Raw genomic sequence first — 21,434 nt, 5'->3', positions numbered from 1 at the left:
GTAAAACGCCCCGCCGGATGCATCCGGCGGGGCGTTTTACTTTGTAGCACCTAGGTGCTAGGCAGGCTGCTGCTGGGGCTGCCCAATGCGGGCTTGCAGCTCTTCAACCTTACCTAGGGCGCCTTTGATGTTCTCGGTGAAGATGGTGATTACCGAGCCTTCGCGGGCTGTTTGAACGGCGTACTCAATGGCCTCAAGCTCATCCTCGATGTACGTGATAGGCAAATTCGGCTTGTCGGTGGTCAAGCCCGTGCGCATTAGGCGCTCCAATTCCTCGGCGGTCTTGCCACGCAGGTCGCGGTCTTGGCGCAACACCACTTCATCGAAGATGCGGCCAGCCGTGCGTGCGTAATCGATGGTGTCTTCTTCGCGCCGGTCGCCGAGACCTGAGATGATGCCCACCCGGTGCGACGCCGGAGTGGCCGCCAGAAACTCGCCAAATTTCTCGATGCCGTGCGTGTTGTGCGCGTAATCGACGATTACCTCGAAGCCGGGGAAACGGAAAACATTCATGCGGCCCGGCGTTTTGGTAGCCGAGGGCACAAACGTGCGCAGCGCCGTCTTGATGTCGTCCTTCTCGAAGCCGTAGCAGTACGCCGCCAACGCCGCTGCCAGCGCATTCTCGATGTTGAACTTGGCCCGGCCACCTAGGGTAATGGGGAAGTTCTCGGCCTGGTCGATGCGCTGCTTGTAAGTGTTCTTGTAAATGGTGATGTAGCCTTCTTCGTACACGGCGGCTAGCCCACCAGCCTCCACGTGGCTGCGAATGCGCGGGCTGTTCTCATCCATGCTGAACAAGGCTACTTTGCAATCGACCCACTGCCGCATGGCGTAGGTGTACTCGTTGTCGGCATTAAGCACAGCCCAGCCGCTCTTGCGCACCGTGCGCGGCAGCACACCCTTTACGGCTGCCATTTCCTCCACCGTATGAATGTCCCGCATCCCTAGGTGGTCGGCGGCTACGTTGGTTACAACGGCCACATCGCAGTACTGAAAACCCAAGCCCGAGCGCAGCATACCGCCGCGGGCTACTTCTAGCACGGCAAAGTCTACGGTGGGGTCCTTCAGCACAAACTCGGTGCTTTGGCCACCCGTGCAGTCGCCGCTTTGCAGCTGGCGGCCTTGTATATAAATACCGCTAGTAGTAGTGTGCCCAACTTTGAAGCCTTTGGAAGCCACCAGGTGCGAGAGCAGCAACGTGGTGGTGGTTTTGCCGTTGGTGCCCGTTACCGCAAAAATCGGAATGCGCGAGTTAGCACCGCGCGGGAACAGCATATCCACCACCGGCGCTGCTACGTTGCGCGGCAAGCCCTCCGCCGGCGAAATGTGCATACGGAAACCGGGCGCAGCATTCACCTCGATTACGGCCCCGCGGGTTTCATTCAGCGGAATGGCAATGTCGGTAGTTAGTACATCGATGCCGCAGATATCGAGCCCCACAATGCCAGCCACGCGTTCGGCCAGCAGCACGTTGTAGGGGTCAACAAGGTCGGTGACATCGGTGGCAGTACCGCCCGTGCTGATGTTGGCCGTGCTCTTGAGGTACAGCACCTCCCCCGCCGGCAGCACCGATTTGGGTGTCAGCTCGCGGGCTTTCAGGATTTGGTTGGTGTGCTTATCAATCTTGATTTTGGTAAGCACCTTCTCGTGACCTATGCCGCGCCGCGGGTCTTTGTTTATCTCGTCGATCAGCTCCTGAATGGTGTGCACCCCGTCGCCGGTAACGGCTGCCGGCGTACGCTTGGCCGCAGCTACCAGCTTGCCGTTAATCACAAGCAAGCGGAAATCGAACCCTTCGATGAATTGCTCTACAATGACTGCTTCGGAGTACTGTTGCGCGGCTTTGAGGCCAGCCAGTGCGTCCTTCCAGTTTTTGATGTTGATAGTGGCACCTTTGCCGTGGTTGCCATCGAGCGGCTTGGTTACGATGGGGTAGCCTAGGTCTTCAACAGCCTGCTTCAGCTCGTCGGCATCGTACACGGTGGTACCGCGCGGCACTGGTACCCCGGCTTCGGCCAGCATGGCTTTCGTGCGGTTCTTGTTCCCGGCAATTTCCACGGCTGCGTGCGAGGTGTAGCTGCTGGTGGTAGCCCAAATGCGCTTCTGGTTGACGCCGTAGCCCAACTGGATAATGTTGCTCTCGCGCAGCTGAATGTACGGAATGCCCCGCGACGCGGCTTCGGCCACAATGCTGTAGGTGCTGGGCCCAAAGTATTCTTCTTCCCGTATTTCGTGCAGCTCATCGACAATGGCCCGCACGTCGTACTTCTCCTTGCGCACCAAGGCGTTAATTAGGTCGACGGCGGCTTCGGCGGCTACACGGCCGGCCCGCTCCTCCTGGTACTCAAACAGCACCATCTCCATGTTCTCCTCGTGGGCCGGGTGCGATTTGCCCCAGCGCATGGGCATACCGGCCATGCGCTGCAGCTCTAGGGCTACGTGCTGCACAATATGGCCCCACGGTTCGCCATCGGCGATTTGCTCGCACGTAAGCGGTGGGCGCTTCGCAGCCTCGCGGGCATCGTTGCTCCGCGGCTTCTCGAGGTCGGGCAGTAGGCGCAACAGGCGAGTATCGAGGCCCGGCACGGCGTTGCTCCAGGTATCGGCCAGTTCTTCTAGGTCAAGTTTCAGCACGATGATTTTGGGGTGCTTCACGGACCAGTAGCTAGGCCCACGCATGGTGCGGAGGTCGACGATTTTCATAGCTGAGGGAAGGTTGAGAGAATGTAGATCGGGCTCCTCTACGGCTGAGCTTGTCTTTGGGATGTGGCTTCAGCAGCTTAACAAGGCCTTTTTGAGGTTTAATGCTGTCAACATTACCCTCGCTTGGGCTCGGTAGCGGGCCACCTACTGGTGCAACGGCATTGCCACCTTGCTTAAGCTCAGGCATTTTCGGGCGCCGCTACTTACGTAAGGCTCCCTCCTGCATTGTACGGCTCATCCTTGCCAAATGCCTACAGTACAATACGCATTTTATCGTGAACAAATACGTAGCTTCTTCTCTGCTCTTTTCTCTGTTCAGCTGATTATACTCACTGCAACCAGTAACCACAAACGGTATATGTGCACTATTTTTCTTGTTACCCTTCAGGCACTTATCAGATAGCTGATTGGTTTACACTCCAGAACGCCCTAGGGCGTTCTTGTTTGGAATATGGGAAAAGCCGCGGTCCTCTGGTCCGTGGCTTTTTCCGTTGTAGCCCGAGCAAATAAATTTTGCTTGCCCTAAATCCAGTCGCGCAAAGTGCTTCGTAAGTATCCGTAGCCGACATTAGTTGGCTGCTAGGTTAGCCCAAAAGCCTCGGTTCGTTGAACCGGGGCTTTATGCTTTTCTAGGTTATTGGTGCGCTAAGTAACCGCCCTTTTAAGCTTGCTGTGTGCACCTAAACAGCGGCAAAATCAACACAAAAAACCCGCTTTCAGGTATTTGCTGAAAGCGGGTTTAGCTTGCGTATAGCACTCGACATTTTAAGGCTGCTTCAGCAGCCAGGCCAACGCCTCGGCCTCGTGTTCAAAAGCCTGATTGATGAGGTAAGGTGCTGAGGAAGCTTTTAACAGATTGTTTGCTGCTAACCGTGCAATTACATCCTTAGGCGGCAAAGTTGCCCGGTAAATCAGGCCTAAATCTTGGGCTTGAGTAAGCCAAAAATTGGCTATCCATTGGCTCTCGGAAAGCGAAAACTCTTTCATCAGTCGTTGGTCAATGAGCACCTTATTAAGGCCCGACGTTTTGATGAGGTTACTCACCTGCCGCACAAAAACTTCTAGCTCCTCTACTGCGCGCTTTTCAGGGCCATACACCAAGCGCACATAGCCTTGGCTGTGGTAGATGACCTTACCTACTGAATTTTTGAAGAACTCGCGCATTGAGGAAAGCCGCTGAAAGAAGTGGCTGCAAGACGATGGCTTGGGTAGTGGGCACGCAAGACTTTAGGCGTACCCTGGAAAACGAAAAGCCCCAAAACAAAAGGAGTTTTGGGGCTTTTCTTTAGTTGAGGTGACGAGCGGACCGCAACAACTGGTCAGCTATGGACAGCCGGTGTTCAGTTTGCCGGCTAGGCAGCGTTTTCAGCGTCCGGATCGGACACCGGCTGTTCACCGGTGTTCAGTGGTTGTTGTACCTGTGTTGTACCTGACGCCCCAAGCGCCTGGTACACCTGCCTTGCGGCCTCGTCGACGACAAAGGTATCCATATCCTGCAAGTAGATCTGCGTGGTACGGGTGTTAGTGTGGCCGAGCAGTCCTCCTACCTGGCGCAGGTCGCCGCGCAGCACCCGTTCCGACAGAGTGGCCAGCGTGCGCCGGGCCACGTGGCTGCTCAGCTTCTTCTCGATGCCCAGCTTCTGCGCCGCGCGCTTCAGGTTGGCGTTGATCGCCGAGGTCACGCGCTTGGTCGTCTCGAGCTGCTCCTTAGGGTGCAGCTGCTCAAAGCCGGCGGGCAGGTACGGCAGGATGTACGCGTCCGGATCCGGCTTGCCCTGCTTCGGCAGGAAGGAGTCGAGCAGCGCCGTGAGCTCGGGCGTTTCTTCCACCAGCTTGATGCGGCCGCCTTTGTCCATGACAAACCGGATGCGCCCGGCGGCGCGGTCGCGCCACTTCAGCCGCAGGATTACGCCGATGCGCGAGCCGTGGGCGTAGTGCTGCAGGAAGTACACGGTGCGCGCGGCGTGCTGGGCCGCCGGCAGCGTCACCGTTTCAAAGCTATCCACCTCCCCTTTCTCCATCCACACGCGCTTCGGCTTGGCATCCGGGTACTCGTAGAGCGCCATCGGGTCCTTGTCGGGCGTGAGGTAGCGCGCCTTGATCGCTTCCCGGATAAAGGTGTGCAGCGTCTTTAGGTTCTTCACCGTCGTGGTGCCGGCGTTGCCGACGTCACGCAGCAGGTAGTGCTCGTACTTTTTGATGAGCTCCTCGGTGAGCTGGGCGAACGGCAACGGCTTGCCGTGCCAGCTGGCCAGCTTCTCGATGATGGGGCGGCGGGAGTCGATGGTGCCTTGGCTGAGGCCAGGCGTCGGCTTGCCTTTGCGATGCGCCTCGTCGAGCACGGCCTGCTCCTGAGCGAGTACCTTACGGCAGAACGCAATAAAGTCGGGCGCGGAAGGATCCACCCCACCGTTCTTCAGCGCCGCCTTGAGCTGGTCGGCGCTCCAGGCTGGATGCGCCGTCGCCAGCTTTTTAGCATGCCGCAGCATATTATATAAGGAGTCGTTGTGCTCGGCGTGGTCGTGGTGGCTGGTCTTGATCCAGTTCTCCTTGTCCAGCGTGGCTTTCGGATTCCAATGCTTCTGTGCAATAGCGACCCCCGTATTAAGGAAACGGCTCACCCGCTCCGCCGTGATGCGCAGGCGCACATCGTAGAGCCCGTCGATGGCGTCGGGCTTGGCGGAGAGAACGAGCTTGAAGGTGGCGGGCATAAGTGGTTGAAATACAGATCATGCGGCGAAGTCAGTTCCGAACAACTTTCGGCTCGGCGAAAGCACCAAGATGGCCTCATCCTCAACCACTCTTGGATCCACTAGTTCTTTCTTTCCGAAGTTGTCTTCTAATGAACCTTCCTCGTTAACCGTAACAATGTACTGGAACTCCAGGCCATTCTCTACCTGCCTATCGACAAACTCGAGCGTGGCGATGAAGTGCGCCTTATCCATCCCATCGAAAATGCCATCATGCACCAAGAAACGGGGAAAGTTGTAGGTTGTGCGGATGTTGTGAATGGCCACGGTTAGATCGTAAAGCAATGCTCGTCCGTGGTTTTTGCCCTTCCCAAACATATCCGGCAGGGTTACCACAATGTCTAACACCTTTTCCTTGGTCTGGTCTGGGGTAATTGAAAATCCTGCCGTGTTGTTTTCCTCGGAGTACAGCGCCTGCAATACTTCGTAAAACAGCATTGTCAGGTCGTCAATAGTTCTTTTATTCTCTCTGACAAAGGCAAAGTAAGCTGCCTTAATGTTGGACACCTGCACCTCCAACAGCGCTAGATCCTGATTCAACTGCTCCAGCAATTTGGTATTGGCTTGTATTTCTGCCAAGTGTTGCTTCTGTTCGTTCAGAATATAGTAAGATTCAGTCAGGTCCTTTAAAGCATTTTTGTTTGACAAAAACGTGAACAGCTTAGCCCGTCGCTCTTCTAACTCACGAATTTGCTTTTCGTTGACCTGAAGCGACTGAGTGAGACGCTGGATTTCGTCTGACAAAAATTTCTTTCTTGAGATGTTTATTCGCTGTCGAAAAATCACAGCTTCATTTAATGATTTTTTGACAGCATAGGCCAACTCCTCAGATATTTCATTATAAATCTTTGCAACACGCTGAGGGCTTATTTTCTCATCTTGTTCATAGGTAGATATATAGTCTGCCAATAATTTATTGTCGGTAACATTTTGAAGCAATAGCTCTTTAATTTTACCGGTCAATTCATTGGCTTCATTTTCCACATCTTTATACTGTTCCGCAAGCCGGAACGAATCGATAGTATTTTCAAGTCGTTTAATTTTAGCAACAATCTTATTTATTTCGCTCGCCACCATACCTGAATCCTTCAGCTTTAAGCGTTTGGAAACGAAGTGCTGAAGCTTTTTAATTGCTGGCTTTAAAGACTTAAGCTCCGTATACAACTCTGCATTTTTGATTGCAAGGTTATTATCAAGCCCGAGCAGGTATAAATGATATACATTTAAGTCTAAGTCCTTTGCCTCAGCCAAGTACTTAAACGGATCAGCAAAAAGTCCTTTCTTAAATTTCTGAACCTTTAAGTAGAAGGATATTAAGGGGCGAAACCACTTGGCCTCCAGCAAACCTTGGTAATTTTCTGGACGGCTGAAAATGAGTTCGGCAAGCAGTTCGCGTGCTTCGTCGGCGTTCATTCCTTGGGTAAAGCCTAGTTCGCCGAATGCAACAAACTTGGGATTTGCCGTGGAGCGCTTGATTGTGTACACTTTTCCACCCACTCGGAAATTCAAGACGATGAAGTAATCGTCAGTTATTTCTTTAGCGGCGTACAGACGCGGGTTGTGCGTTTTTTGTAAAGAAGCAAGCAAACAAAAGTCTACAAGGTCCAGAAAGGTGGATTTACCAATGCCATTCAAAGACTCCTTAGGGTCTGAGGTTTCCTTCTTTCCAAAAATAAAATTGACCCCATTTTTAAATGTTACTTCTGGAAAGAGACCTGCAGGCTCTGAATAAATATTAATTAAGAACATTTTCGTCCTTTTTTTCGATGAGAATTACTTTATCTTGAACTAACTCAATAGCATCAACCAAATACAAAAACAATAACACGTCGTTATACAAATACAGAGATATTTCTTTTTTCTTAGCTAAAACCTTATGCAACTCATCAATATTATAATCATCCTTTTTCAATAATTTAATTACCTCGGCAGCAACAACCAATGCATTCTTGGTTATATCTCCATGTTTTGTTGGGGTTATCATCAGTCCCAGAGTGTTGGCGTCACTGTTTTTTCAAATATAGTACAATCCTCAAAAAACATCATTACCATAGCCATTGCAATATTTCGGTATTGCGGATCTCTCTGTCGATTTGGAGGAATTATTGACGTTATTAAATCGCTAAAAATCATCATTGGATTAATATCTCGCGATCTATGAATTAGATATAGCTCATAAAAGTAATTATGAAGATCATCGTGCTGATCTTCATCTAACTTTTGAAAATACGATTCAATTAATTTCATCTTGGGCAAAGCGTTGTAGTAAAGCTGTTCTATCGCTTCGCAATCTTTTGCTGAAAAATTGATTCGCATTTTATCCTGCGTCTGGACCCAAGTGTCAGGTTTGCTCTTCTTGTACTGCTTGCAGGCGTCAATGTTCTGGGTAACAAAGGAGAATACCTCACCAATGACGCCAAGTTCAATAGCATCGGAAGTGGGCGCGGCGTAGTAATGATTGCTGTTGTACTGGTTACCTGCAATCTGCGTGTGTCCAGTACCGCCTAGTATTCGTTGGTTGCTATCGGCCATTGTACTGGTCTCCGCCTACTTGGGTGTTGTTAGAGCCTCCATGAAGCGTTTGGTTAACTGGCCGGCTGTTGGTCATGTCGCCAGTGGACATGTTAGATTCCTTTTTGATCTTATTCACCTTATCCAAGGTGAACAATGAAATACCAAGGGAGACAAGGGCGCATCCACTCGAAATCCAATCGTGTAAGTTTTCCATATAGGTAATGGGTGAGAGAAGAAAGCTGTGCTCCTGCAATTGCACGAACACGTGCCTAAGCACGGAAGCAAGGATTAAGGCACCTATGCTGGGTCTGCTTGGAGTTACTGAGCGGGGTTGTTCCGCCCAGCCCGCACCAACGGCACGTTGCTGGCAGCCACGAGCGACTGGAAGGTCTGTCGCAGGTCTTCGAGGTTGTCCTCGAGGCGGTCGACCTTCAGGAAGATGTCTTCGGTAATGTTTTCGGCGTTGGCCGTCAGACGCCACTCAAAGCGCCACAGCTCCACCACTTCGGCGAAGTCCAGGTTGAACGAGTGGTGGCGGCGGTTGTCGGACTTGCACCGCACCAGGTGCTCGTCGGGGCGCACCTTCACGCGCTTGAGCTGCAGGCCGTGGGGCTTGCTCACCACGACGCACACGGTGAGGTCATTGACATACTGCCAATCCGACTGCGGGATCTTCCGGCAGAGCACGTAGTCCTTGGCCAGGAAGGTCGGCTCCATGGAGTCGCCGATCACGGGGAACACGGCGTGCTCGCCACCCTTCACCATAAAGCGTGGGAAGCTGATCACATCCAGCTGCTCCACCTGCTCTTGGCTGTCGTAGCCGGCGAGGTAGTTAGCCGCGGCCTTTACGTTGTAAACGGGTGCAGCCGTGTTGTCGGCGTGAGCTGAGTCGAGGGTTACTACGTGCGTATCTGTGTGAGCAACTTCGGGCTTAGCGTAATTCTTTGCCTCAGCAATGAACGCTTGGTCGCCATCGCGCACAATAACATCTGGCTTGAGCATAGAGCCCTTTCCAGTTAATAACCATTCGGTATTTACTGAAGGATAGGCTGCCATAATCTTCAGAAGGTTATCGAAGCTCGGCTTATTGAGCCTGCCCCCTACCAAATCGCCGATTACGCCGGATTTCATATCAACTGCGCGCGCAAAGGCAGATTTGTTACCACCCTCATACTTATCAATCAGCATTTGAATACGCTGATTAACAGTGGCTTTACTATCTAATTCAGGCATTTGCTGAAATTTATTTAGGCAAAAACTTGATTTACTCTCGTAAATACCTAACCTTTGGCTTACTACTACTACGAACGGCGCAATATACGCCTTTACTGAAACTGCATATGGACAATCCAGCCACACAGCCGACGCGAATTCGCCAGCTCATGCCGGCTGGTTACCTCCGCATTCTTCAGACGCGCACGGACTGTAAGCAGAAGGCAACGCTCAACGATGTCGTGCTAAGCGAATCCACCAATTCGAAGTACTGGCCCGCCGTCGAACAGCTAGCCCAAGAAACCGACCCCAACGGCTTTGCCGCCTGGCAGGCTGCACATCTGCAGCCGCACCAATAACCCCTTACCCCTACCCAATACGCACGATGAAAAAGTCCCAATCCGCGCGCCGTCTGCTGCTACCAGAAGGCCCCACCACGACCCTCTCGCAACCGAGCCTAGGCGATCAGCTGGCCGTGCGGTGCGATAGTACTGGCCTGCTGCTGCCGGCCCAGCCCTTGCTGGGCTATGCCCGAACGCCGGATGGCTTGTGCCTGTACGTGCCCGGTCACACCGCCGCCAAGCTGCGCACCGCTGCCGAGCACGCCCCCGCTTTTGTCCAAGAAGTCTTCTTCGGCGACGCCCCCACGCACCTGACGGAAGTGGTAGTCGACGACTACGCCGCCGGCGATTTGGTCTTCTTCCCCACTGCCGCTCAGCTCACGCTACGCCTAGCCGCCTAAATGCAAAAAGCCCCCGGCCGTGCTACCGACCGAGGGCTCGAGGAACCCCTTTGTTGATTCCAATACGCCCAGTAAAGATAGGGCATTTCCGCAACTCCACTTATGCCTCTCCGCCTCCTCGCCTTATCCGCCGCCACCATCGGCCCCGTGAACCTGAAAGAGCTGGCCGAAGTGCGCCAAAGCCACATGCCAGAACTCATCGTGCGCTTTGCCCACATCGACGAAGTCGCCCGCGTCGCCCGCGAAGTGGCCTACCAGCACCCGCAGTTCGCTGAAGAAACAGCCTTCGTGCTGGCCGATGAACAGGCCCGCCGCGATCAAGCCAATCAGCCTATTCTCCGCATCGTCCGCTAGCTGCTCCATGTCCACCCTCGCCGAACTCGCCGATCTGCCGGCCAAGATGCACGAACTGGAGCAGCGCTTTGCTGCCCTGGAGCTGCAGCTGCAGGCTTACGTCGAGGCCATCGACGACGACGTGGACACGGCCACGGCCCTGCAGCTCACCGGCATCAACTCGCGCACCACGCTGGTGGCCGAGCGAGACCGAAAAGGCACGCTGCTTAAGTACCGGAAGGAAGGCACTAAGTGCCTGTACTCGCGCCGCAGCTGCATCGACTACAAACTCAGCAAGCGACTCGGTGGCCACTGCTACCTGCGTGTTGCATAACCCAACTGGGTTTCTGGCACGCGATGCCCCTTGGCTATCCGGGTCAACCAACTCCATCTGCAACTGCTTCCCCTACCCTTCACTTCCATTCGGCACAATGGACACCAACGCCACTGTCAACACTTACCGGTTAGCAAAAGCCGCAAAAGACGCCGCCGAATCGGTGTGCCAAGCAGCCTGCCTCGCTGCTCCGCTTAATGAGCAGTTACACCTAGCTGTCGACGAAGCCGCTGCGCCTTTTCGCCAAGCCTACGACACCGCCAGAGAGGCCTTGTTCACCGTGCTCGGCCAACACCTCACCAGCAAGGAGGCCCGCAGCTTCGCCGGTCCGCTGGATGTGTTAGTGCAAGCCTCCAAAGTAGCCGCCCAAGCCCGCTAAAAACAAAAACCGTCGGCGGATGGCACTCCGCCGACGGTTCAAACCGATTGTAATCCTTGGCGCAAAGCGCCTAACGCCCTGCAAACTTATGCAAGAAACGTCGAATACTCCCGCTCGCACCTCCAAGTCGGTTGCCGCTTCCTTTAACCTGAAGAGAAGCGATGAAACGCTTACGCTTGCTAAAGACCTAGCCAACTTCATTAAAGAGAACAAGCTGAGTACCGTGGTGCAAGGCAAAGACTTTGTCAACGTCGAAGGCTGGCAGTACGCCGGTTCGCGCTTGGGCATAGTGCCCATTGTGGAGGAGGTGATCAGCCTGAGCACCGACACAGAATTAAAGTACCAGGCCCGAGTGACGCTCTACGACCTGAACAACAAAGCCACAGTCGGTGCTGGCTTCGCCATATGCTCGAATAAGGAACAAGGCAAGAAGTTCTACCAGGAGTTTGCTATTGCATCGATGGCGCAAACCCGCGCTGTGGGCAAGGCTTACCGCAACATCTTGGCGTGGATTATCCGCGCCGCGGGCTACGAGCCGACTCCGGCCGAAGAGATGGATAATTCGGGTAATGAACCCGGTACCGGCGCGGTGGAAGTAAAGCCGATGCAAGCGGTTCAGGTCGAACAGGCCGCTCCACTGGCCGGCACTGCGACCTACGCTACGGCGCAACAGAAGGAGGAAATCATCCGCTTGCTGAACCATCCGGTGATTACGCGTCAGGAGAAGACCAAGATGCTCCTGAACATCAACAAGCTCGATCAGGAACGTGCCACACAGGCCATTGCCAACCTGAGGAAAACCATCGACGAGCGCGAGAACGGCGACACGCCTGACGATGCGTTGCGCAAAGAGCTAAATGCGGCCCGCACCGAGTTGCTTCATTACCTCGACGCCCACGACCAATACTTCGACGCGTTGCCCAAAAAGCAACAAGTGCTGCGAGACTCTGCTTGGCAGGTAACTACCGTGAAAGAGATGCATGGGCTGCTCACCGAGGCCCGAGAAATCGTCGCTGGCCAACAACAAAAGATCAGCGCTTAACCCTGGGTAACCCGTCAGCTGGCGCCGGCGGGTTATCCTGTTGTTTCCAGCCGCCATGAAGGCCTTGCTTACCACCGACGCCACCGGTGCTTCCACCCCCAAGATGAGTTACATCGACCTGCTCAACCGCTTCTGGCAACTGGACGGAGAACGCAAGTTCGGCGCCAGCGCGACGCGTCTGTACTTCTTCTTGGTGCAGGAGTGCAACCGGCTGCGCTGGACGAACCCGTTCGTCCTATCCGATAAGCAGCTCTGCTTGGTGTTGGGCATGACGCTGAACACCATGAAGGCAGCCCGCGCGGAACTCGTGGAGCGCGGCGTGGTGGCCTTCCAAGGCGGCGGCAATGGACGCGGGGATGCGACGGTTTACGCCCTGCAAAACGGACACCAAGTAGCCCCGCTAAAGGTGTCAGCAAAGGTGTCAAAATTTGATACCTATTCCGCCGAAAAGGTGTCAGAGAAGGTGTCAATTTCTGATACCATTCCGGGCGAAAAGGTGTCAGCAAAGGTGTCAAAAATTGACACCTACATATATAAGGAAGATAAGACTAAGACTAGTTCTGTAGTAGAAGACGAAGACAAAGTGGAGCGCGCGCCGGTCGAAAAAAAAATGGAGCAGTCTGCCCCCCCTACCGACCAAGCAGGCGCAGCCCTACTCCCCCCGGTTGCGACGGCCCCCCTCGCCCCAGCCGAGCCGCTGCCGACCTGGCTACGCCGCCCGATCACCGACTTCTCGCCGGCCCTGGCGCTGCCCTTCGACACCGACACCTTCCGAGACAGCTGGGTGCTCTGGCGCCGCTTCCTGCTCGAGCAGGGCAAGCCCTACCGGGGCGACATCTCCGAGCAGGAAGCCATGCTCACCCTCGGCCGCCACGCCGCCGGCAACGAAGCCAAGGCGGTGGCCATCATCAAACAATCCATCGGCCGGGAATGGACCGGCTTCTACCCCCTGAAATCCGATGACGCAACCCGCAAGCCTGGCGGCTCTGCTGCCCGTGTCAGCACCGCCGACCGCTACCGTGCCCCCCACAATGACGATTACGGCGATCTCTAACCTGCGCCCCGTGCTGCCGTCCTCGCCGGCCGACACCGTGCTCTCCGAGGAAGAAGCAGCGGCAGCGTTGGCTGCGGCCCGCCAAGCCAAATGGGACGCGCTGCGCATGGCCCAGTACCGCTGGGACGTGGCTAACCCGCCCAAGCCGGAAACCTTCACCGCCGAGCAGATTTACCAGATCAAGCTCTACGAGGCCCGGCAGCTGGTGCCCGGCTTCAGCCTCGACAACGGCGTGGAGGAAGTGTTCTGGACCCTGTGCCTGTACTTCGCCGGCGACGCCCGGTTCGATGCGTTGCGCCCGGGCTACTCCCGCCGCAAAGGCTTGCTGCTCATGGGCAACGTGGGCCGCGGCAAGAGCTTCCTGATGAAGCTGTTCATGCGCAACCCGCTGCAGGGCTACGGGGTGCTCAGCACGCGCAAGGTAGCCGAGCGCTACCAGCAGCAAGGCCCCGAGGGATTGGGCCCTTACCTGCAGGCTGGCGCCACCGGGGTGTGCTTCGATGATCTAGGGGCCGAGTCGACCGAGGTAAAGCACTACGCCAACGCCGTCAACCCCATGGCCGAGGTGCTGCTCTCGCGCTACGATGAGCTGGTAGCCGGTCGCCTGCAGCCCTTCGCCACCCACATCACCACCAACCTGAGTGCCGACCAGATCGAGGCCCGGTACGAGAACCGCGTCCGGAGCCGCATGCGGGAGATGTTCAATACGGTCAAGTTTTCGGCAGAGGCTCCCGATCGGCGCGCATGAACCGCAAGCAATTCTGGCTGGCCTTGGCCGACGAACCGCCGGCCCAGCTCTACCGCCGCCGGCACCTCTGGCGCGGTGATCAGGACACTGTCAACTTCTTCAACACCGAACTCCTACGCCGGCGCCTGCCGCTGGAACAGCCCACCAAGCAATGAACACCTCCACCAACAACGATCAGCTCAACCGCCAACGCACGGCCGATGCTGCCAAGCGTGTTTATTATCACTTCCGCAACCCGCACGCCGACCGCAGCCAGGACGATGACGTGGTGTTAGCCTTCAACCAGGCCAACCAGCACCGGGTCGTGCAGGCCTCCCTAAAACAACCCAGAAGTGCTCAAGGGATACCGGTATGACCGACGCCGTTCGCAAGCAGCTGGAAGCGCAGGGCGTGAAGCTGGACAAGAAAGGCCGCACTAAGGCTACCAGCGCCGCACCAGCGCCACCGAAGCCCGTCACCCGATCGGAGACGCTCCCGGCCGAGGTGGTGCGCTCTGAGGCTGCGAAACAAGCCGAAAGCAAGGTGTTTCGTGCGCTCCCGCCGGCATTCGCCGTGGCCACCGGCATTAACGGCCGAGTGGTCTTTACGAATTGCCCGCCTCGGCTGATTGCAGCCTTGCGGCAGTTGGCTGCCGACCACGGGGTGCGCGAGCTCGCCCTGCAACTTTCCGCCTGCGATTTAGGAAAAAACTAACCCCCGACCGCCAATGGCACTACGCCGACAACGCCACCGGCAAGTACCGCCGCAGCAGCTCCGCTACCCCGTCGGGGCCCAGGGGCTTAGGCACCAGGTCCACCGCGAGGGCGCGGGCCCGCGCCTGCTCTTTGGGGTCGGGCGTGCCCGTCACGACAATCACGGCCGTGACTTGCCGGCAGATCTGCGGCAAGTGCACCTGGTGTTCCAGAAATTCCAACCCGTCCATGACGGGCATGTTCAAATCCAGCAGCACCAGCAGCGAGCTGGGCTGGTCGGAGGCGCGGCAGTGGGCTTGCACAGCCGCCAGCGCTTGGGCGCCGTCTTCGGCCTCCAGCACCTGCGCCCGCACCTGCAGCCGCCGCAGGGCGCGTTGCATGAGGTAGCGCGTGGGCGCGTCGTCGTCAACCAGCAGGATGGTGGGCAGAACGTGACTCATCGTAGGCCGTACGTACGCCCACCGGATGAGTTCGCCCCGCGCAGGGCAGCTGCCCGCAATTACCTGCCGCTTCGGAGAGCCCGAGCGCCAGCCACGTATGGATGAACCAATGCAAAAAACAAAGCCCCGCAAACCCCTACAAGCGCCCGTGTACGAAGCCAACGACGCCTTCGCGCGGCACCTCTTAGACCTTGGCTTCACGGAACTGGCAACGGTGAAGTCCGCGGGCAATCCCCGCAAACGAAAGTTTCGCTACTCGGACCACCGGCCGTACCGCACAGTCCACTTCGACTACGAGACCATTCGCCTGGTGTACGCCCGCCGCATGGAGTGGAGCGGCTACCTGCTGCCCGCGGCTGCGTTCGGGTTTTGGATGGCCAACCTGCTGGACGAGCAAAACCGACCGGCCTTCGAGCGTTTGGCTGCCCTGTAGAGGAGGCGCTGTAAGCCTAAGGCAGAGACCCAGCAAGCACGGCCCGCCGGATCTACACACCTTACTATTTGGGGCGAATACCCCCTCACCAAGTATTGCTAACGACTCCGCCTACAAAGGGTTGGCATTCAATACAAAAAGGACCCGACAGGCAAGGCCCACCAGGTCACCTATTGCAACGTTCGGGAAGAGTTTCTCCCCGCCTTCTCTACGCCACCGCCTGCACAAAGTTTAGCGCTCCACACAGCCTATCCGGCTGCCCCTCTCCACCAGTTTATGTCTACCTCCACTACCGCCCCCACGCTCAGCGTGTCGGCCACGCGCCGTGTGCTCCTGAGCAAAGAACTCTGCCGCGTGCTAGGCCTCAAAGCCGGCCACCGCATTGACCTGATTCCTCCGCCCCGCCGCGGAGGCGTTTGGCACCTGGATATCCGGCCGCGGGTGGGTAAGCCCCTTACGCACACCCCCGCCACGCGCCCCATGTTCTTTTGCGCCCACCACATCAGCCGCGACGTACTCCACGACGGCGTGCAGGTGCGCAAGCGCATCAAGCTGGTGCTGGCGGATGAGGTAGCGGCTACGGCTGGGTTGTACCGCTTGCTTGAACAGTAAGTGCTCAAAGCAAGGGTTATCAGATCTAATCGAGTCTTGTCACATTTTCCGGACCACCATATCTAAAATACAGCAGTTTTATGTGGTTGCCAGTTGATACACGTGCACTGCTCGTCTCCAAGACGCTACTACCTCGGCTGACACAAGTTCATGGTTGGTTCACTGGCGCCCTTTGCGCGGTGTTTTTTTGCTGTGCACGTGCTCGAAGCAGAGGTTGTTCAAACGGGTATCGTAGTACAGATCTTCGTAATCCCACAAATCACCAGAGCGCTTCTCCCGCGTTACGAGGGCCCCGTTTGCAACCACACCGCCGGCCGGTTCACCTAGTTCATTCGGCTCTGGGTCAAACCAGCTTCTGAGTAGGAACCGGTAGCATTTCCCAACTGCAATGCATTTGCGGTAGCTGGTAAGCTTCCTCGGCGAAGTGATTTTGTAGACGCGCTGCTCACGTTGTGCATAGATGATGTACACGCCTTCTAGGTTCCGTTCGTCCCTGGTGTCCTTGGTCTTAACGACCGTAGTGATGGAGTCAATCCTCAACACTTTATAGCAACCCTCCACGGGCTTCTCCGCTTCCTTGGTTGGAGCAGCAGGAAGGTGCGTCTGGAGCGCTATCGGCGGGAAAAGTACCAACGAAGCAGGTAGTAAGAAGTGGATCACCATACACACGATTGAGGAAGAGAGTTGCCAAGGCAATTTGATTCTACGTCCCCGATTGGGTTGACACCCTACTAGGGGACTCGCTAGCCCCGCAAAATACAAGTTGATGAAACAGCCGATACGTAGCACTGAATCAAGAAGCACGGGTTGCAGCCGAGCTCAACGCCTTGGGCTTCCGCACCCGGCGCGAGGCCGTCTACACCACAAGCAGCTGCAGCAATTCAGGTGTGGCCGCGGCTGCCTGCCGCTACAATTTAAGCAGGCGGACATACCATCGGATTTGCTTGCCCGGTACAGGTTTCAATAAATAGCTTTATGATAACCGGTGCTTATCATAAGGCCACCTATGGCACTAGCTTATGGTAAGTCTTTACCCTCTTTGTCCTTTTGGCTTAGCACTAAGGCTTGCTCTGACTAGTTTCTTGGTGGCGTTTGATCAATGCAAGAAAGATCTCCATGTGTGTTTCTTTATCTAAGCTTATTGCTTTCTCTATTTCGCCAGCTGCTAAGTCGTATTTGCCTTGTTGGTTGTAAGCATACCCGCTGGCAAAGTAGGCTGCTACTTCATTAGGGTCAACCTCTTTTAGCCGAGCGCAATACTGTAGCCCTTGTTCAAACAATCGAGCTTCCATGCTCTTTGTGATTAATTTATGCAACAGCTTCTTTGTACTGTCAGGCGTTGACGTGGCGGACAGCTCACGCGCTAAAGCCTGAATACTGGCTCGGTTGGCAGCAGAGGTATCCGGCGGATAGAAGTTGTCATACATCGAGGACAGCTCTGCTCCGAAAGCGTCGCAGGAAAGAACCATGTCGCTTAGGACTTGATATAAAAAAGTCTGTAGCGCAACTGTATCGGGCTGGCTCTGCAACTGGGCAGTTTCAGCTAGCCGGGCGTTAAGCACCTCTAAACAGGGCTTCATGCGAGCATCAATGTCACCGCCTTTTTGTGCCTGGTAACAGCTACACATCTCTTGGCTAACTTCTGCTTCGGATGGGAGGGCAACGCGCCCGCAGCACATCAGCAGGAGAGACATAATAGTTATTATACTGCCATCAATAAGATGCTTCTTGATCCTCATAGAAGTTTACATAAACTGGACTTTTGCTATCACGAAGATGCAGCAAAGGCTTTTATGGTTTCTAGGGAAAGTTGCTTAACGTAATGGTAGTTCTAACCGCCCCCTCGGGAAAGTACTGCTGCTGACCGGTTGTATTGGCTGTAGTGGGATGGTACTTGTACAAGCCATGGAGCATAGGCAAACTTCATTCAGTAGCGCGTGAACCTTGCGCGTGAGCAAAGTGGTACTATGTTCGCGTAAGTTGTCGTACGTCTGACTTGCCGCTCCTGTGATCAGCCCCCTCTTGACTGCCTGCGGGCAGGTATTCGCTTGCGCTGGCGTGTGCTTGGCTGCCGGCACCACTGCGCTTCTGGTGGTGCATACCGAAACGGAATTTCGCTGTGCCTCGGCAAAGGCATTGCAGCAAGCGCATTGCGCCAGCCCGTACTTTGTCTCCCAGCTGCGGCTGACGAACGGGAGTGATGACACCCTGGTGCTCGATTTCAAACGCAGCCGGTTTTGGTGCACGTACCGCTACCAGAATCACATCTACTCGGACACGCTGCACTCGGCTGCCTACGACCCCGAAGCGGAGGCGCAGGAGCTCGCCCGCATTCTACCGCACACGAACAGGACTCTTTACCTGCAAGACGAGCAGGTCTTTGCCCTGGTGTGCACCCCTCGTAATACGGCCCTGTTCTTGCGAACCCTTAACGCCACGGCGAAGTCGGTGGCCATTCACGCTCAATTGGTTTATGTAAGTACCGCCGCGCCACACCGGAGCATCCTCGTGGAGCAGCACCTGCCCATCAGGAACCAGTACAAGCTTCGGTAGTGTGACATCACCCCCCGGTTTTAGCGCCTAAGTAGCTTTTATTAAATTGGATAATGTTGGCTAATGGAACGTATGCAGCCGGGCTGTCACGTTTTCTAAACGGTGATTTGGAAAACGTGAAGCTAGGTTCACGCAACAAGTAGTGCCAACTGCTTCCCAAAGCCGCTGACCTGCCGAGGTAGTTTTGGGCTATGCCCACTACCGGCCGCCCATCCTCCTTTTCGCCCGAAATCGCGCAACGCATCTGCCTCCTACTTATGGAAGGCATGAGCCTGCGTCGCATTTGCCAGTTGGAAGGAATGCCCGCCAAAGGCACTGTGCTGAGCTGGCTGTCTAAGGGCAAGGACGATGACGCAGAGGGGGTGTTCGCCGCCTTCCAAGACCAGTACGCCCGCGCGCGACAAGTCCAAGCCGAGACGCTGGTCGACGAAATCATCGATATCGCCGACAACCGGCCGGTGGATGACATTGAAGCTCAGCCCGACACGCTCCACGGCGAAAGAGGCGCCTTCCCCAACAAGGAATGGATGCAGCGCAGCGCCCTGCGGGTGGATGCGCGCAAGTGGTACGCCGCTAAGGTGCTGCCCAAGAAGTACGGCGACAAGCAGCAGGTGGAGCACAGCGGCGCCGACGGCGCGCCGCTGCCCACGCCCGAGATCCGCATCTACACCGGCGCGCCGCCCTTGGCCGGCTCGGAAAAGGAGGTGGATGCCTGATGTTCGACGCCGGCCCCCTCTACCTCGAAAACCTGAACGCCCCCGAGAAGGTGCTTGTCAACCAGGGCGGCACCAGCTCGGGCAAGACGTACAGCATCGTGCAACTGCTGTACTACTGGGCCATCACGCGCCCACGCTTTGTCATCACGGTGGTGGGCGAATCCATCCCCAACCTGAAAAAGGGCGCCTACCGCGACGCCGAAACCATCTTCACGCTCACGCCCGAGTTGAGCCAATACGTGGCCGCGTGGAACCAGACCGAGCGCATCATCCGCTTCCACAACGGCAGCCTGATTGAGTTCACCTCCTACGAAACCGAGCAAGGCGCCAAGAACGGCAAGCGCGACGTGCTCTTCGTCAACGAGGCCAACGGCATCAGCTACCAGATCTACTGGCAGCTGGCGCGCCGCACCCGCTTCAAGGTGCTGCTCGACTACAACCCCTCGGCCAAGTTCTGGGCCCACGAGAAGGTGATCGGCAAGCCCGGCGTACGGCTGATCATCTCGGATCACCGGCATAACCTGTGGCTGTCGGCGCAGGACCACGCCGACATCGAGGCCATCAAGGACGAAGACGAGGAGCTGTGGCGCGTGTACGGCCGCGGGCTGACGGGCAAGATTCAAGGCATCATCTACCGCAAAACGTCCGTGGTGGAGGCCATTCCGGAGCACGCCAAGTTCCTGGCCCGCGGGCTCGACTTCGGCTTCACCAACGACCCCACCGCCGTGGTGGACCTGTTCACGCAGAACGGCGAGCTGTGGGTCGACGAGGTGCTGTGGGAAACCGGGCTCACCAACCCCGACATCTACCGCCGGCTGCTCGAGGAAGACCCGATGAGCCGGCGCAAGCGCGTGGTGGCGGACTCGGCCGAGCCCAAATCCATCCAAGAGTTGAAGGCCCTGGGGCTACCCATTGAAGGCGCCGCTAAGGGGCCGGACTCGCTGCGGGCCGGCATCGATTCGCTCAAGCGCTACCACCTCAACATCACCCGCCGCAGCACCAACCTGCGCAAGGAGTTTGACGCCTACAAGTGGAAGGTGGACTCGAAAACCGGGGAACCGACCAACGAACCCATCGACAAGTTCAACCACGGCATGGACGCGCTGCGCTACGCCGCACTGGCCACGTTGCCGGCCCTCTCGCTGCCCCGCCGCCGCTCGGCCCAACCCTCAATCGTTCGCTGATGCTAACCGTAACCCTCACCACCGCCACCGGCCAGCCGCTGCGCCAGGTACCGGTGCCCACCAGCTGGGCCGACGTCACGCTCGCGCAGTACCTGCGCCTGGTCACCGAACCCGACACGCCTCCCATGAGCATCCTCACCGGCCTGAGCATGGAGGAAATCGACAGCCTGGCGGTGCAGGACGGCCTGCGCCTGAGCACCGTGCTGGGCTCCCTAGGCAGCGATACGCAGCTGTTGAACCGGCAGGAGTCGGAAGGCTTGCCCGACGTGGGCAGTTCCTCCTACGGGCTGCACATCCTGGCCATGCAGCACCTGCAGGCACTCGACGGCAAGGCCGAGATCCTCGCTGCGCCCTACCTCTACGCGCTCTACCGCTCGCACCAGCTCTACGGCAAGCACGATGCGCAAAAGCTGGAGCAGATGCGCCAGGCGGTGCTCGGCAGCCCCGTCACGGAGGTGTGGCCCGACGTGGTTTTTATCTACGGGGGCTGGCTGCTTTTAACGAGCGCCACGCCCCCGGCCCCCGTGACGACGACGCCGAAGACGACGACTGGCTCGAAGCCGGCGGGGAAGATCTGGCAGCGCGTTTCGGCGCGTTTCTTTCGCTCGACGCCCTCGCCGACAGCCTGCGCCTGAGCTACGAGCAGACGCTCCAGCTCGACGCGGATACCGCCTACACCAAGCTGCGCTTCATGCAAGCCAAAGCCGCCACGCAGCGCCGCTACCAGAAGCTTAAAAGCCAACAGACTTAACCCGAATCTACTTCGACGCCCGCCCCCACGACCTGAACAGCAACCACCCTAGGATGGCCATGAGCAGGAAAGGAAAGATTACCTGCCATCCGACCACGAAGATGATGAATGCCCATCCGGCCAGGTATTCAAAGGCAGAGCCAAATCCCAAAAGCACTAGGCCGCCAATCAGCAAAAAAGCAGTGAGCAGCACCAAGGTTAGACGCACGAGCATGCTCCAAGATAGTGGCAAGAACCAAAAC

28 protein-coding genes are annotated in these 21,434 nt (G+C 56.6%); 17 read left to right on the top strand and 11 right to left on the bottom strand.

Features of this window, described 5'->3' with window-relative positions:
- Positions 1-57: 57 nt before the first annotated feature.
- The 7 genes from cphA to ASU33_RS20245 all read right to left on the bottom strand — a co-directional run bounded on the left by cphA (position 58) and on the right by ASU33_RS20245 (position 8,969).
- A complete protein-coding gene (gene cphA, locus ASU33_RS20280; protein WP_059072611.1) occupies positions 58-2,703 on the bottom strand; it encodes a cyanophycin synthetase in 2,646 nt (881 codons plus the stop codon).
- Between the two features lie 765 nt (positions 2,704-3,468).
- Positions 3,469-3,867 (bottom strand): hypothetical protein, encoded by a 399-nt coding sequence (locus tag ASU33_RS20275; RefSeq protein ID WP_059072610.1) that lies wholly within the window; start codon positions 3,865-3,867, stop codon positions 3,469-3,471.
- Between the two features lie 188 nt (positions 3,868-4,055).
- Positions 4,056-5,414, bottom strand: coding sequence for a tyrosine-type recombinase/integrase (locus tag ASU33_RS20270; protein WP_059072609.1), 1,359 nt, complete (start codon positions 5,412-5,414; stop codon positions 4,056-4,058).
- Between the two features lie 18 nt (positions 5,415-5,432).
- Complete coding sequence (locus tag ASU33_RS20265; protein ID WP_059072608.1) at positions 5,433-7,202, bottom strand: DUF2326 domain-containing protein; 1,770 nt, start codon at positions 7,200-7,202, stop codon at positions 5,433-5,435.
- Positions 7,189-7,437, bottom strand: a complete 249-nt coding sequence (locus ASU33_RS20260) for an ABC-three component system middle component 6 (RefSeq protein ID WP_059072607.1) — start codon at positions 7,435-7,437, stop codon at positions 7,189-7,191. The genes ASU33_RS20265 and ASU33_RS20260 overlap by 14 nt, the downstream gene beginning before the upstream one ends.
- Complete coding sequence (locus tag ASU33_RS20255) at positions 7,437-7,985, bottom strand: hypothetical protein (RefSeq protein WP_059072606.1); 549 nt, start codon at positions 7,983-7,985, stop codon at positions 7,437-7,439. The genes ASU33_RS20260 and ASU33_RS20255 overlap by 1 nt, the downstream gene beginning before the upstream one ends.
- A gap of 300 nt (positions 7,986-8,285) precedes the next feature.
- Positions 8,286-8,969 carry a S24 family peptidase gene (locus tag ASU33_RS20245; RefSeq protein WP_059072604.1) on the bottom strand — a complete coding sequence of 228 codons (684 nt, stop codon included), beginning with the start codon at positions 8,967-8,969 and terminating at the stop codon, positions 8,286-8,288.
- 338 nt (positions 8,970-9,307) lie between these two features.
- On the opposite strand from ASU33_RS20245, the gene ASU33_RS20240 reads away from it, so the two are divergent.
- From ASU33_RS20240 to ASU33_RS20195, 11 genes are all read left to right on the top strand, one after another.
- On the top strand, positions 9,308-9,538 hold the full coding sequence (locus tag ASU33_RS20240; protein ID WP_059072603.1) for a hypothetical protein: 231 nt from the start codon (positions 9,308-9,310) through the stop codon (positions 9,536-9,538).
- 26 nt (positions 9,539-9,564) lie between these two features.
- Positions 9,565-9,921, top strand: coding sequence for a hypothetical protein (locus tag ASU33_RS20235; protein ID WP_059072602.1), 357 nt, complete (start codon positions 9,565-9,567; stop codon positions 9,919-9,921).
- A gap of 102 nt (positions 9,922-10,023) precedes the next feature.
- Positions 10,024-10,275 (top strand): hypothetical protein, encoded by a 252-nt coding sequence (locus ASU33_RS20230; protein ID WP_059072601.1) that lies wholly within the window; start codon positions 10,024-10,026, stop codon positions 10,273-10,275.
- A gap of 7 nt (positions 10,276-10,282) precedes the next feature.
- The gene (locus ASU33_RS20225) at positions 10,283-10,588 is read left to right on the top strand and encodes a hypothetical protein (protein ID WP_059072600.1); all 306 of its coding nucleotides are present in this window, start codon (positions 10,283-10,285) and stop codon (positions 10,586-10,588) included.
- Positions 10,589-10,685: 97 nt separating this feature from the next.
- Entirely contained in the window at positions 10,686-10,967 is a 282-nt protein-coding gene (locus ASU33_RS20220; RefSeq protein ID WP_059072599.1) for a hypothetical protein, read from the top strand.
- Between the two features lie 88 nt (positions 10,968-11,055).
- Entirely contained in the window at positions 11,056-12,009 is a 954-nt protein-coding gene (locus tag ASU33_RS20215) for a hypothetical protein (RefSeq protein WP_286130695.1), read from the top strand.
- A gap of 55 nt (positions 12,010-12,064) precedes the next feature.
- Entirely contained in the window at positions 12,065-13,063 is a 999-nt protein-coding gene (locus tag ASU33_RS20210; protein WP_059072598.1) for a phage replication initiator YdaU family protein, read from the top strand.
- Entirely contained in the window at positions 13,041-13,811 is a 771-nt protein-coding gene (locus ASU33_RS20205; RefSeq protein WP_059072597.1) for a P-loop NTPase family protein, read from the top strand. Before ASU33_RS20210 ends, ASU33_RS20205 begins: the two co-directional genes overlap by 23 nt.
- Complete coding sequence (locus ASU33_RS21540; RefSeq protein ID WP_160328247.1) at positions 13,808-13,966, top strand: hypothetical protein; 159 nt, start codon at positions 13,808-13,810, stop codon at positions 13,964-13,966. The genes ASU33_RS20205 and ASU33_RS21540 overlap by 4 nt, the downstream gene beginning before the upstream one ends.
- Entirely contained in the window at positions 13,963-14,166 is a 204-nt protein-coding gene (locus ASU33_RS20200) for a hypothetical protein (protein ID WP_059072596.1), read from the top strand. Before ASU33_RS21540 ends, ASU33_RS20200 begins: the two co-directional genes overlap by 4 nt.
- Positions 14,163-14,504 carry a hypothetical protein gene (locus ASU33_RS20195; RefSeq protein ID WP_059072595.1) on the top strand — a complete coding sequence of 114 codons (342 nt, stop codon included), beginning with the start codon at positions 14,163-14,165 and terminating at the stop codon, positions 14,502-14,504. Before ASU33_RS20200 ends, ASU33_RS20195 begins: the two co-directional genes overlap by 4 nt.
- Positions 14,505-14,523: 19 nt before the next feature.
- On the opposite strand, the gene ASU33_RS20190 is transcribed toward ASU33_RS20195, so the two are convergent.
- Positions 14,524-14,943, bottom strand: a complete 420-nt coding sequence (locus ASU33_RS20190) for a response regulator (RefSeq protein WP_059072594.1) — start codon at positions 14,941-14,943, stop codon at positions 14,524-14,526.
- A gap of 109 nt (positions 14,944-15,052) precedes the next feature.
- On the opposite strand from ASU33_RS20190, the gene ASU33_RS20185 reads away from it, so the two are divergent.
- Complete coding sequence (locus tag ASU33_RS20185; protein WP_149867332.1) at positions 15,053-15,376, top strand: hypothetical protein; 324 nt, start codon at positions 15,053-15,055, stop codon at positions 15,374-15,376.
- A 276-nt stretch (positions 15,377-15,652) separates the two neighbouring features.
- Positions 15,653-15,988, top strand: a complete 336-nt coding sequence (locus ASU33_RS20180) for a hypothetical protein (RefSeq protein WP_059072592.1) — start codon at positions 15,653-15,655, stop codon at positions 15,986-15,988.
- Positions 15,989-16,147: 159 nt separating this feature from the next.
- Here the strand turns inward: ASU33_RS20180 and ASU33_RS20175 are convergent, their stop codons facing one another.
- Positions 16,148-16,651, bottom strand: coding sequence for a hypothetical protein (locus ASU33_RS20175; protein WP_059072591.1), 504 nt, complete (start codon positions 16,649-16,651; stop codon positions 16,148-16,150).
- Between the two features lie 395 nt (positions 16,652-17,046).
- A complete protein-coding gene (locus ASU33_RS20170) occupies positions 17,047-17,682 on the bottom strand; it encodes a tetratricopeptide repeat protein (RefSeq protein ID WP_149867331.1) in 636 nt (211 codons plus the stop codon).
- A gap of 313 nt (positions 17,683-17,995) precedes the next feature.
- On the opposite strand from ASU33_RS20170, the gene ASU33_RS20165 reads away from it, so the two are divergent.
- The 4 genes from ASU33_RS20165 (at position 17,996) to ASU33_RS20150 (ending at position 21,076) form a co-directional block, all read left to right on the top strand.
- Positions 17,996-18,541 (top strand): hypothetical protein, encoded by a 546-nt coding sequence (locus ASU33_RS20165; RefSeq protein WP_149867330.1) that lies wholly within the window; start codon positions 17,996-17,998, stop codon positions 18,539-18,541.
- A gap of 191 nt (positions 18,542-18,732) precedes the next feature.
- The gene (locus ASU33_RS20160; RefSeq protein WP_216818578.1) at positions 18,733-19,257 is read left to right on the top strand and encodes a terminase small subunit-like protein; all 525 of its coding nucleotides are present in this window, start codon (positions 18,733-18,735) and stop codon (positions 19,255-19,257) included.
- Complete coding sequence (locus ASU33_RS20155) at positions 19,257-20,441, top strand: PBSX family phage terminase large subunit (protein WP_059072588.1); 1,185 nt, start codon at positions 19,257-19,259, stop codon at positions 20,439-20,441. Before ASU33_RS20160 ends, ASU33_RS20155 begins: the two co-directional genes overlap by 1 nt.
- Positions 20,441-21,076 (top strand): hypothetical protein, encoded by a 636-nt coding sequence (locus tag ASU33_RS20150; RefSeq protein WP_059072587.1) that lies wholly within the window; start codon positions 20,441-20,443, stop codon positions 21,074-21,076. The genes ASU33_RS20155 and ASU33_RS20150 overlap by 1 nt, the downstream gene beginning before the upstream one ends.
- A 123-nt stretch (positions 21,077-21,199) precedes the next feature.
- On the opposite strand, the gene ASU33_RS20145 is transcribed toward ASU33_RS20150, so the two are convergent.
- Positions 21,200-21,406: a hypothetical protein gene (locus tag ASU33_RS20145; protein ID WP_059072586.1), complete on the bottom strand. Its 207-nt coding sequence runs from the start codon at positions 21,404-21,406 to the stop codon at positions 21,200-21,202.
- Between the last annotated feature and the right edge of the window lie 28 nt (positions 21,407-21,434).

Origin of the sequence: Solirubrum puertoriconensis, assembly GCF_001483135.1 — a bacterium.
Lineage (GTDB): Bacteria > Bacteroidota > Bacteroidia > Cytophagales > Hymenobacteraceae > Solirubrum > Solirubrum puertoriconensis.
The sequence above is the reverse complement of the archived record's forward strand: the minus strand, read 5'-3'. Positions and strand labels throughout refer to the sequence as shown.